Source organism: Microbacterium sp. BH-3-3-3, from assembly GCF_007679045.1.
Classification (GTDB): domain Bacteria; phylum Actinomycetota; class Actinomycetes; order Actinomycetales; family Microbacteriaceae; genus Microbacterium; species Microbacterium algihabitans.
In genome coordinates this window covers 13,753-25,788 of sequence record NZ_VEFS01000007.1, presented here as the reverse complement: position 1 = coordinate 25,788, position 12,036 = coordinate 13,753, and the positions used below count along the sequence as shown (strand labels likewise).

General features: G+C 60.7%; 9 protein-coding genes and 1 pseudogene. 8 read left to right on the top strand and 2 right to left on the bottom strand.

Annotated features, from left to right (window positions below; translation table 11 throughout):
* Positions 1 to 114: 114 nt before the first annotated feature.
* Complete coding sequence (locus tag FS769_RS15790; protein ID WP_144835102.1) at positions 115 to 1,929, bottom strand: DUF4012 domain-containing protein; 1,815 nt, start codon at positions 1,927 to 1,929, stop codon at positions 115 to 117.
* 62 nt (positions 1,930 to 1,991) lie between these two features.
* Positions 1,992 to 3,497, bottom strand: a complete 1,506-nt coding sequence (locus FS769_RS15785; RefSeq protein ID WP_144835100.1) for a polysaccharide biosynthesis tyrosine autokinase — start codon at positions 3,495 to 3,497, stop codon at positions 1,992 to 1,994.
* A gap of 171 nt (positions 3,498 to 3,668) precedes the next feature.
* Between FS769_RS15785 and FS769_RS15780 the strand changes: the two genes are divergently transcribed.
* From FS769_RS15780 to FS769_RS15745, 8 genes and pseudogenes are all read left to right on the top strand, one after another.
* Positions 3,669 to 4,463 (top strand): CPBP family intramembrane glutamic endopeptidase, encoded by a 795-nt coding sequence (locus FS769_RS15780; protein ID WP_144835098.1) that lies wholly within the window; start codon positions 3,669 to 3,671, stop codon positions 4,461 to 4,463.
* A gap of 974 nt (positions 4,464 to 5,437) precedes the next feature.
* Positions 5,438 to 5,626 (top strand): annotated as a pseudogene (locus FS769_RS17260) (DapH/DapD/GlmU-related protein); the annotation flags it as partial.
* A 230-nt stretch (positions 5,627 to 5,856) separates the two neighbouring features.
* Positions 5,857 to 6,741: a glycosyltransferase family 4 protein gene (locus FS769_RS15770; protein WP_186325595.1), complete on the top strand. Its 885-nt coding sequence runs from the start codon at positions 5,857 to 5,859 to the stop codon at positions 6,739 to 6,741.
* Positions 6,734 to 7,768, top strand: coding sequence for a glycosyltransferase (locus FS769_RS15765; RefSeq protein WP_186325594.1), 1,035 nt, complete (start codon positions 6,734 to 6,736; stop codon positions 7,766 to 7,768). Before FS769_RS15770 ends, FS769_RS15765 begins: the two co-directional genes overlap by 8 nt.
* Positions 7,765 to 9,171, top strand: a complete 1,407-nt coding sequence (locus tag FS769_RS15760) for a hypothetical protein (protein WP_144835093.1) — start codon at positions 7,765 to 7,767, stop codon at positions 9,169 to 9,171. The genes FS769_RS15765 and FS769_RS15760 overlap by 4 nt, the downstream gene beginning before the upstream one ends.
* A 310-nt stretch (positions 9,172 to 9,481) precedes the next feature.
* The gene (locus FS769_RS15755) at positions 9,482 to 10,210 is read left to right on the top strand and encodes a glycosyltransferase family 4 protein (protein ID WP_186325593.1); all 729 of its coding nucleotides are present in this window, start codon (positions 9,482 to 9,484) and stop codon (positions 10,208 to 10,210) included.
* A gap of 35 nt (positions 10,211 to 10,245) precedes the next feature.
* On the top strand, positions 10,246 to 10,776 hold the full coding sequence (locus FS769_RS17255; RefSeq protein ID WP_396652428.1) for a hypothetical protein: 531 nt from the start codon (positions 10,246 to 10,248) through the stop codon (positions 10,774 to 10,776).
* Complete coding sequence (locus tag FS769_RS15745) at positions 10,728 to 12,002, top strand: lipopolysaccharide biosynthesis protein (RefSeq protein ID WP_186325591.1); 1,275 nt, start codon at positions 10,728 to 10,730, stop codon at positions 12,000 to 12,002. The genes FS769_RS17255 and FS769_RS15745 overlap by 49 nt, the downstream gene beginning before the upstream one ends.
* The last annotated feature ends 34 nt before the right edge of the window (positions 12,003 to 12,036 follow it).

Genomic DNA, 12,036 nt, shown 5'->3' with positions numbered 1-12,036 from the left:
TGAAAGATCATTCTGAGTATTGCTTAGGCGTCCACTGGAAGCAAACTGAGAGCGTTTCGGCAATGTAAACATTTCGCAAATGGAATGAGGCCTGCATTTCGCGGGTCGTCGCCGTCATTTGAGCGTCGCCGTCGCGACGGACTCGCACATGGCGGCGACCACTGGACTGATCGATTGGTCGGCCGTCGGCGTCACGATCGCTTCCGCGTCGGTGGCTGCCGAGGTCGTCTCTACGACTACGGAGATGGAGTCCGTCTGTCCGGGTTGAAGGTTCACTCCGTAGCTGAGTACCTCGCGCCCCTGGAGGCCGGCTGAAGTAAAGCTGGCGCCGCTGGAGGCCTGCGCCGACACCAGCGTGTAGCCCTGCGGCAGGTAGACGTTCCCCGTGAGGGCCACGATTCCGGGCGCGACGCCGAACAGGCCGTTGGCTGTGACGTAGAGCGGGAGCGACCTCGCCGCGTCGGCAGGGGCGCTGCTCATCAGATTGACGGTGAGCGTGAGTTGACGGGTGGCTGGTTGGCCCGGGATGCCGCAACCGCTCCAGGCGAGCGATACATCAGGCTTGAGGTAGTAACTCATCTTCGAGCCAGCGGCGTCGTTGAAGTACACGCCGAAGCGCGCCGTGTCGTCATCGGTGACCGGCAACTTGCCGGCCATCGACGAACCGTCGAGAAGCGCCTGCTCGTCCTCGTACGCGCTCCACAGCAGAACGCGTCGCTCGTCGGCGCCTCGCGCCAGGGCGGTCAGCAGCCCGGTGCTCGAGCCGCGGCCTTCGATGAACGCGGTGAAGATGGACGCGGATGAGGCCGCGAAGAAGGCATCCTGTGTGGTCGGGTCGGGATAGCGTTTGTACACCTCGCTCAAGAACAGCGAGGCCGCATTGTCTGCGTTGATCGTCGATCCGTCGGGGAGCACGATGGGTCCGGTCGCCTTCAACAGGTACGACAGCACGACCGGGTCGATAGCGAGGACACCATCCACCTCGTTTCCCGTCAGCTGTTGATACATGTCACGGGCGAGCGGTCCGTCGAAGGTGAAGTCGGGCACCTGCGTGAGGTTCTGGAAGTATCGCGCAGGTCGCGTGCCGTACACAGCCTGCACGTCCTCGGGCAAAGTGGTCACCGGCCCGCGTATGCCGGCGGAGAGTGCTGTGCCCGACTCCGTGCCGACCAGGGTGATGCCGCCGGCGTCTGTGCGCAGCAGAAGCGAGGTTCCCGCGATTCCTCCGAGTGATCGCATCTCGGCGTTGTTCTGAACGAGCACGAGGTACGACCGCGGACCTGATTCGCCGAGCATGCCCGGAAGAAGTTGCGTGGCGGTCGATAGCGCGTCGAGAGCGCCCGCCGCGCGAGAGAACAATCCTTCTGATTGGTCGACCGCGTCGCCGAGCTTCCCGACAAGCGGAGTGCGGTCGACGTGCTTGATCGCAGTCAGCGCGTTATCTGCATGGGCCGCGGCTTGTCCAGCGGGCTCCTTCATCGAGCTGAGGGAACTCGTGTCGATGCGACCGTTCACGGGCTTGAGCGCGTCGAGCACGCCCGCCTGCGTTGACTCCGCCAGGGGCAGCACACCGAGCCGTAGGAGCTCGTCGGCGGACGAGGTGACCGTGCTCACGGCCTGGAGTTGAGGTCCAATCCATGGCGTGTGAGCGACGACAGCCCAAATCGGGTCAGACGTCAGGTCGTGCGCTGCCTGCGTGTGATCGCTGAGGGCACGCAGGCCGTCGACGGCTTGGCTCGGATCGGCGGTGAACGACGAGACAAGCTCGGGTGCTTTTGTGCGGATTTGGTCGAGATGAACAGCGGCAAGAACACCGCGAACTCCGACCCATCCGAGGGCGAATACGCACAAGATCAGGAAGCCGCCGAGCGCCCACACAGCGACGCGCCCGATGGTGCGTGTGCGACGACCCCAGTTGGCGTCTGTCATGCGTCTTCTACCCTCCCCCTCGCGCAGCATGAGTGCGGTCCGTTCCCGCTGCCGTGCTGGACTCAGTTGTCACGGAGGGTCTCGCGCGACGCGCGACGGGGGCCGAATCCCAGTTCCTCGAGCGACCCGTCGGCGCGAGTGGGGCGCGAGTCCGACTTCTTCGGGCCGGCCGGCCGCTTAGCTCCGCGGCCTTCCTTTTCCGGAGTTTCGCGGTAGCCGTAGCCGTATCCGTAGCCGTAGCCCGTGTAATACGAGTCGGGTCCTCTGGTGGGAACCATCGACATGACAAAGCCGGCGAGCTTCGCGCCGACAGTGTTGAGTGCCTCGGTGGCACCGGTCAGCTGGTGCTTCGTAGTCTTGCCCGCGGCGACTACCATCAGGGCGCCGCTGGTCGCGCGCGCCAAGATGGCGGCGTCCGTGACGGGAAGCAGCGGGGGAGCGTCACAGAGCACCACGTCGAACTCGCGCTCGAGCATCTCGAGAAGAAGACTCATGTGCGACGACCCGAGCAGTTCGCTGGGGTTGGGCGGGATCTTTCCGGCAGGCAACACATAGAGGCTTCGGTTGCCCCAAGGGAGCATGACCTCATTGACCTGGGCTCGACCGATCAGGACATCTGTCAGACCTGCGCCGCCTTCGATTCCTAGATACTCGGCAACTTTTGGCTTGCGGAGATCCGTGTCGATCAACGCTACTCGTTTGCCGGCATCGGCAAGTGCTATCGCAAGGTTGATCGTTGTGGTCGACTTGCCCTCACTGGGGATCGAACTTGTGATGACGAAGCTCGCGCGGCCGCCCATGTCGAGGAACTGCAGATTGGTGCGCAGCGCCCTGAATGACTCGGCTCGGGGGCTGAGAGGATCTGCGTGAACGATGAGCGGGCGCTCCCGGGCCTTCGTGTCGAACGCGATCGCACCGATGCTGGGAGCCCCAGTGGCGTTCTCAGCATCGCGAGGGGTGCGAACCCGGTTGTCCAGTGCAGTGCGCAGCGCTGCGGTGCCAATGCCAGCTGCGAGGCCTATCAGTGTGCCGAGCAAAAGATTCAGAGGGACACTTGGGCTGGACGGGGCGGCGGGCGTTTGCGCATCCCGAACTCGGCTGAGACGAACGGGGCTGGACCCGTCCTCTCCTTCCGGTTCGAGCTTGGGGACGACGGTTGCAAGGCTTTCAGCAACCGCGTTCGCTATGGCAGCAGCAGTATCGGGGCTCGAGTCCGACACAACAATCGTGATGAGAGTCGAGTTCAGCGCAGCGGACGCCTTCACATCGCTCGACAGGCTGTCGCTGTCCCGGTTTAGACCGAGTTCAGAGATTACTGGCTCAAGCACGACGGGCGTGTTCACCAGTCCGACGTAGGTGTTGATGCGTGCCTGCGCGAAACTTGAGCCCTGCTGGAGCTCGGCGGTGGTGCCACCAGCCTGCGTTGAAACGAAGACAGTGCTTGATGCCTCGTAGATCGGCGTCCGGCTCACCGTGTAAGCGGCCGAGGCGGCGAGTCCTAAGAGCGTCAGCGCGACTACAACGAGCCAGTTTTTCCGAAGCATCCGGATGTAATCGTTGAGCTCCATGGTACCTCTCGAATGTGCGCAGGCGCGAGACTGCTGCGCGGAAATCGTCCCCAGTCTGTCATAAGTAATGTTTCCGTTCGGTTTTGGGTAGGCAACTGATTCGCACTCGCTCTAGCCCCACGACGGCCGGATCGAGATGCCTCACATTGCCCTAGGGGCTAGGTTTGGCGCGTGCGAAACGAGTCTTCCGCCAGCAGGCGCGGACAAGCAGACGTCGTAGATCCTGTCCCGGGCCACAAGCGCGGTTCCACCCACATGGGCAGCGGTTCGCGGCGCCGAGTTGACTGGCGCCAAAGCAACAGCGCCAGCAGTCAGCGCCTGAGACGTGCGTTGATAGTCGTCTTGCTGGCCGGGTTCGTTGGCGTCGTCGTCTCAGTGCTCGGTGCCCAGACCGGCGTCGAATGGGCGCCTCAGCTGTCGGTCGGCGCACTCTGGTTCGTCCTGCTCTCCGCTTCCATCTACGCCCTTGTGAGCGCGCCCGCGCGCTCGCTATTCGCCTTCCGCTCGTCCGATCTTCTCTGGGGGGTCGGACTTGCGGTATTACTGCGGCTAGGAGGCGGATTGCTCGCGGGGGCGAATACTCTTCCGTTTCCAACCATTCCCCTAGAAGGCATGCTCGACTGGGTGACGATGGTCGTTCTCCCTCAGGGTTTCCTCGGTCCCGTCGTCGAGGAAATCTACTTTCGGGCCGTGCTGACGGTCGTCGTCTACCGACTGCTTCGTCCCCTCGGCAGACCGCTTCTCGCCGGCCTGTCCGCGGTGTTCGCTTCCGCCGGATGTTTCGTGTTGCTCCACTGTGCCTTTGCTCCGCTGCCCGCCGCCGATGCTGTGATGCTTCTCACACTGAGCGTGACCTGTTCGTCCCTAGTTTTGATGACTGGGCGAATTTGGGGTGCTGTCCTCACGCACATTTTCTACAACGTAAGCTACGTAGCGCTTGCAGCGGTTGGGTTCTTGCTTGCCTAATGGCATGAGCGTCTGCGCGCTCCGCATCGGCGAACAGCCTTTCGCGCGGCGCTGACTCGTGTGGGGGTGACGCGTGAACCGAGCGTCGTTGCTGCAAGCAGCGTGGTGCCACTGGCGGCGAGTCGCTGCGCGAAAAGTTACGGATGGGTAAAAGCTTCGCTTCAGTCGATGCGATATGTAAAAAGGTGGCTGCGATTCGTGGTGTGCTGCTCAAACGCTTGCTCTGCTCGCTACAGGAGCGTTGACATCTGGGGTAGGCGGGCACTCACGTGCTGACTTGCCGCCGCGTCGCCCGCAGGCGTCGGCAGGTTCGGGATTGATGCAGGATCGGAAGCTGGAGAAGGGGATCGCCGTGTCGCCGGAGCGAGAGGTCGGATCGACGAAGACGCGACCCGGCGCACCCGCGGAGCGACAGACTCATCTACCGTCTTTAGGCCAGTTCGCAGGCTCCCCGCCGCGTTGGCGCCGGGTGAACGAACGGGGCGGTGCCAGACGACGGCGGACGAGTAGACGCTTGCTCGTCAAGAAAGTCGAGCTGATTCCCGGAGAGATTTCGTGGTGAGCGTCACAATCTGCCACAAGAGCGCAAACGGGGGGTTCTAGATTTGGGTGGACTAAAGCTTTATCAGCTTGCTCAGAAAATATATGCCCATGCAGTCACGTTGATTCTGAAGAAATCCTTTCGGGACTTTGGACCAAAATCCGTATTGCAGCCCCCAATTCGATTGGTAGACGCCGGCGCGATTAAAATTGGCAGGGGGACGTTCGTCGGTCCGGGGTGTTGGCTTCAGGGCGGGAGCGAGAAGCTTGGTTCGGTCGCAGACGCGCCGACCGTATTGATAGGGGACCGAGTCTCGATCACCGGACAAACCACGATCTCGGGAGCGCGGAGGGTGTTGATCGGCGACAACGTTTTAATCGGTCGAGGTGTTCACATCAGCGATCATTCGCACGAGTTCTCCGCTGAACGGCCCATACGGGACCAAGGCATCTCGGAGATTCGACCCGTCGAGATACACGAGGGCGTCTGGATCGGGCAGAATGCAGTAATCAGCCCCGGAGTGACAATAGGTGCGTTTGCAGTAGTAGGCGCCAACAGCGTAGTGACGAAAGACGTGCCGCCGCGAGTTATAGTTGGCGGAGTCCCTGCGAAGATCATTCGGGACCTGCGCGCGGACGGCGGGCGCAGATGAAGCTGTTTCTGCCGTACCCAGAGCGAGCCGCGCGAGCCATCATATCGGCGGACCCGCAAAGGTTCGATGTTATAGCTCCGAAACAGGTCCTTGGTCGGCTCGACGGGCGTGTGTCGTCCGCGGTGCCACTCGGACAGTATCCCCAGTTTCTGAGACGCACTCTGGAGCGTGCGCTACCGCACCGACACAGCCTCGTCGGTATGAATGCTTCGAAGGTTCTTTGGTCGCGTGAAGCAGCCCGGTATGTAGGAGAGCGCGATTCTGTGTTCGCATTTCCAGGCGCCGCGCTCGAACTCTTCGATAAAACCGGTGGGCTCAAGGTATTTCATGCTGTCGACGCTCATCCGGCCGCGCACAACGCAAGTCTCGCGGCAGCCAACGCCGATAAGGCTGAGTTCTATCCTCGCTGGTTGGAGCGCAGGATCGCTAAAGAACTGCAATTGGCAGACGTCATATTAGTTCCATCGATGCGCACCGCAACCCAGATGATCGCGAACGGCGTAGATGCTAGCCGAGTGCGGGTGCTTCCTTACGGTGCTGAGACAGGTCTCTTCCGTCCCCAGGAGTTGCCCAACGTGGCGGACCGTCCGGTGGTCCTTTACGTGGGGCAGTTCAGTAGCAGGAAAGGTGTCGCCTCGTTGATTGAGGCGGCGGCCGATTCACCCGTAGAGCTTTGGCTCGTGGGGAATCCATTCACCCCATCGCTGCGAAGTATTTCGCCTCCGTCGAACATCCGCGTTATCGAGCCTCTCGGTCATGCGGACTTAGCGCGACTGTACAATTCGGCTGACGCATTCGCGATTCCCACAGCTGAGGACGCATGCTCGCTGGTCGCGCTTGAGGCCGCCGCGGCGGGTCTCCCGGTGTATAGCACCATTCATAACGGCGCGACGGAGATCCTCCCGAAGCAGGAGCGACTCTCACTCGGTTCCGGTTCCGTTTCAGAAATTCGCCTTCGTTTGGCTAGCGTGCCCAAGTTGTCATTTGCGGAGAGATCTAAGAACACGCGCGCGGCCGAGCATTCGGGTTTGCGCGACTGGAGCGAGTATGCGCAAGCCGCCCTCCGGGAGATCTCTCTTGGCTAAAATTGTGATTACGTCAAACACACTCGAGGCCGGTGGGGCCGAGCGGCAGCGTGTCTACTTGGCTAATTGGCTCTCGCGCAATGATCACTCGGTCGAGCTCCGGCTCCTTCAGAAGCGGGGGCGGCTTGAAAGCATTGTAGACAGGGCTGTACCTTTGGTTGACGGTTGGGAAAAGCCCGGACCGACCGATTGGGTAATAACTGGTACCACCAATACTGAGGTGGCGTTTGCATTACTGTGCCTCGTTCTCAAGAAGGCTAAACGCTGGTCGATCGCGGTTCATAACCCCGTGTCATCAGCTGCGCCCATGCTGTCGCCTCTTCCTTTCCTCGCATTGACCTTCGCCCATGACGTCATCGCGCTGACGCCGCGACATGCCGCGCAGGTGCGTGAGCACTGGGGTATAGCGCCGACTCACATTGTGTCTAACGGGATTTCTGTGCCCTCGGTGAGGCCGGAACCGATGGGCTCCGGTCGTCTGGGGTACATCGGTCGATTGAGCCTCAAGCACAAAGGGCTGGACAGGCTTCTGCAAGCTGTCGCAGCGACGAACGACGTTCATCTTCTTGTGGCTGGCGAGGGGCCAGACAAGGGCGCACTTTCGCGACTGGTCGAGGAACTAGGGGCGGCCGATCGCGTGACGTTCCTCGGCGGCGTGGAGCCCTACCCGTTTTACTCGCAGTGCGCTGCTATTGCGGTCCTGTCGAGATGGGAAGCTCAACCCTTGGTGTTGCTTGAGAGTCGCTGGGTCGGGGTCCCCGTGGTCTTGTCTCGAGAACTAGCGGAGGAGAGCGACAAGTTCGTCGTAGATGCAGACGACATTTCTTCGGTGAAGCGGGGCATCCACGAGGCTTTGACGGCCGGTTGGCAGCGTCCCGACGAATCGATAAGCGACTCTCTGGCAGAGATGGGAGCGGCCTACGCTGCCATTCTCGCCGCGAGACCGAAACGGTCCGGAAGGGTCATTTCGCTCCGATCGATGCTGAATGCGTTGGCGCGAACGTTCAGCAGTCGAGGTGGCCGATGACAATCTTGGTGTTAGTCGCCACTTTCTTTGCGATCGTGGTCACGTGGTCTCGACCGCGGGTGATGGTGGTTTTGGCTCTAACTACGGTCTTGTTCGTGCGGACAGCGCAACATCTTTCGGGCATACAGTCCATCGACAACGTCGACGACTTTTTAACTGTCGGCGTAATCGTCCGGGCCGTTCAGGCGCGCTTCTTCGACCCAGCGCCGGTCGGCGGTCGCCGCAAATTTCCGGGAATGATCTGGTTTGTTGCTTTCGCCGTCCTCGGAATGCTCGGCGGGGTAATTCAGACCGAAACTCAGCAGTCAACGATTGCTGCAGGGACATTCCTTGCAATGAAAGGCGTGGCACTAGGCTGGGCGACAGCGCAGTTCTGCTGGCCGGATTTTGCCATCCGCAAGTTCGTTAGCAAGGCGGCGCCGGTGGTAGTTCTTGTTTCTGTGCTCGCTATCGTGAGCTTTGCTGTGCCAACGGCTTGGGCCAAGGTTTTTTCTGTCAACGGTGGGACTATAGATCGTTATGGCCGCCCCTCCGCGCTCGGTCCATTCATTCATCCTTTCGATCTCGCCTACTTCTCGGCTATGGCGGCCGTGGCAGGTATTACTTGGCTGACCATCTGGGGGGCATCCAAGTGGATAGTGCCCGCGGTTGTTGGAGGGGCTCTGGGAACATTCCTCTCGTTCCGTCGCAAGGACCTTCTTGGGCTGGTGGTGGCGCTGGCGATCATCGCTATGGTTCGTAAACGCTGGCTGCTGTTGTCCTTCTTCGTGATCTTCCTTCCCGTCGTCATCATCTTGGCCTTCGACGAGATCGCTGCAGAGTTTCATAGCTTGATCGACGCCTACTTCGCGCCGGATAGTCGTGAAGCTCGGACGGTGCTTATGGCTGGTGCCGTCCGGCTCGCATCAGAGTACTTCCCTCTTGGGGCTGGGTTTGGTCGCTTTGCATCCCGCACAGCCGCGGTCGACTACAGCCCGGAGTACTTCCGCTTGGGGATGAACACGGTCTACGGGTTAGGCCCGGGTCCAAATCAGGGCGCCTTCTTGACTGACACCTCCTGGCCGGCCGTAATCGGGGAAGCTGGGTGGATTGGCGCGGCGTGCTTCGTCATTGGACTGATCTGCATCGGGCGCGCCTTCCGAGGCGCGGCCCAGCAACAGCGACCAGTGAGTCTTTTCCTGGGGGTGACGGGGCTCGCCTGGCTGATTCTGACTGTTTTCCAGTCCACCGGGTCGGCGGTTTTCACCGCCCCGCCCCTCTACGCGGCATTCTTCGTATTAGCCGGGATTGTTGGGTCTCGTCGGTCCTCGGGCGACGAGGTGCTCGGATCGCTTGACGATTTCAGGCTCGTCGAACGGCCCGTGCGCCGCAGTGGAGCGCGAAGGGCCAGCAATGAGTCCTGACTTGCAGCTTCGATCGAAGCGCAGACTTGTGCTCCATGTCGGTGACGAACCGAATGCCCAGGGAGGGATATCATCGGTCATTCGCGGACACCTGGTTCGCGAGATCGATGGATTCCGAAGCGAGGCGGTATCTCCTCACAACCCCTCGCACGCCGGGCTTGTGGGCCGGTCACGGTCTTTCATTGGCGCATTCCGCAGTTCTCTGAAGTTGCTCATAAAGCGCCAAGTGAGTGTCGTCCATGTCCATATGTCTCAAGGAATGTCTCTCGTGAGGGAGGGGCTGTTTGTGCTGCTGGCGAAGTGTTTCCAAGTGCCAATCGTCGTCACAATTCATGGAAGCCGATCACTGCACCTGAAGGGTCCCTCAAAAGCAATCTACTCTTGGCTTCTGCGGCGAGCTAATATAGTGCACGGATTTGGTGAAAATTATCGTGTCGCCTTCAACGTGCCAAATGGAAAATGGCGTAGGTTGCCGAATGACGTTTTCGTGCCGGGGTTTATTGTCCCGAAAGATGGTGCGCCCGTTTTCTCATTCGTAGGCGCGGTGGGTGACCGTAAGGGCGTCGACCTACTTGTTGAGGCGTGGAGAATCGCACATCAGCAATTTCCGAACGCTCGCCTGATAGTGGCGGGTCCCGATGCGTCACACGGAGTATTGCCCAAGCGGATTGAAGCACTTCCTGACGCAACTTATATCGGCGCCATCTCCAACTCGGAAGCTCTGTTGTTAATGGAGTCTGCGCATACGCTTGTTCAGCCGTCGCGCGCCGAAGCCTTTCCTGTCGCGGTCTGTGAGGCCCTAGGCCGGGGCTGCGCCGTCGTCGGAACTGACGTGGGCGCGATGGGAGAGCTTCTGCGTGAAGCGAATCAAATTGTGGTCAGGCCAGAGGCGCAGAGTATTGCGGACGGTCTCGTGCGCTCCCTGGACCACAAGTTGGGCGTGGATGGCTATCGTTTCGCTTCGGCGAATCTTTCAACAGCAATTGTCAGTCAGCGGTGGGCAAGGCTGTACACGGACGCGATTGGAAACAGAACTTGAACTGGCGTGATGTCTACGAGGCCGACCTACTAGCGATGGGATATCAGCGTCGCCCTTCGCTAGTCCAACGCTTCATGCACCCTCAGCTAGGAGCGGTGCGCGCACTTCGTCGCGCAGAGGCCGCTCGTTCAGGAAAAGGTCCTCTCAGTAAGGCGAGGTACGCACTGCTCCGCTTCCGATATGCTCAGGTGAGTCGGCGTATCGGTATGGATGTGCCTCTGTTCGTTTTTGGGCCAGGACTATCGATTGCACATCCAGGCACGCTCATTGTGAACGGGCATTCTCGTGTGGGTTCATGTTGCCGGGTTCATCCTGGCGTGACTATTGGCGGCGACGCGCACGGAGCTCCTGTCCTCGGCGACAATGTCTTCATCGGGCCCAACGCTCTGATCATCGGCAAGGTCGTCGTTGGGGATGGCGCAGTCATCGGTCCGGGTGCGCTCGTTACGCGCGATGTGCCAGCTAATGGGGTTGCCTATGGGCAACGGGCTCAGGTTGACGAGCGAAACGGTCAAGCGTGGAATCATCCAAGCTCGCGTCTCGGACCAACTCACGTGAATCAATGATTCTGGGTCGTGTGCGCGGCGGAGGTTGGTTCTTCTCCTCAGCTGGTGCCCAGGCGATGGCCGCCCTGATCGGCTTCTTCACAAATGTGGTCTACGCGCGGACTCTCTCCTTATCTGAGGTCGGGGAGATCGCGCTCGTAACCGCCGCAGCGCTATTTTCAGCTGTCTTCGCCGACCGTGGTTTTGGTACGTGGGTAACGCGGAATGTGGCTTCCGCAGTCGTTTCTCCGCGCACGGCCAGCGTTTTCCTGCTCAGGGCGAGTTTCCCTGCGTGGATTGCCGGTGGGGTTGTTGTCTCTATGCTTCTTTTCAGCTACGGGGCGGTTAATTCCGTCCCGTCGCTTTTTCGCTACGCCCCTCAGTGGTGGGTGCTTCTGATCACCTTTACCTTATTTCAAGGCGTAATTTCGCTATCGCAAGGCACGGGGCAGACATCGCTGCGTTCGACGGTCATCGTGGTGAATAGTGTGGCCACGCTCGGTGGCGTACTGGTCGCCGCGTTTTTTGCTCCGTCGGCATCTCTATATCTGTGGGCGGGTGCGCTCGGGTACCTGATCGCTGCCGCAGTCGGCCTCGGCGGGCTCCTGCGCCAGCTCGGACCGGGGGCTGATCCCTTGACAGCGCCGGGGTATGGAACGGCGCGCAAAGAGTCTCTCCCGCTGCTCGCGACGAATGCCATCACCTACGCGATGGGCGCTGGTGATGTGTTGGTGTTGGGGCTCTTTGTGGGGCCATCGCAGGTCGGTCTGTATCAGACCGCAAAAAAGCTAGCTCAAGCTGTGTCGCTTCCGTGGTCCACAGTGGTGCCTGTTCTAATCGGGCGGATGGCGCGGTCGGAAGACCCACGCCGTCTGGTCCGCAAGTTTGCGGCAGCAGCTTCGGCGTACTTTGTCTTAGCGGCCCTCACCGCTCTCTTGCTGGGCTCTTGGATCCTCTCGACTCTCTTTGGCTCTCCCTTCGCCGCCGCGGAACCTGAGCTAGTCGCCTTGATGATCGCCTTTGGATTGCAACTCGCGCGCGATTTGACGGGCGCCGTCCTGATCGTGCGGGGGCGATATTTCATCGCCGTGCTCGGCCAAATAGTCAGTCTTCTTGTTCTCGGGAGCGTTTTGCCCTTTGTTGCAGCTTCCGGATCGTCCGTGGTTTTCGCACTTGGTCTGGCAACGGCTTTCGCCGCAGGAGCCTTCACAAACTTTCTGGCTTCCCGCCGCGCTGGGAGCCTGTGATGCTCTCGCAGGACGTGTCCGCATACGTCGTGGT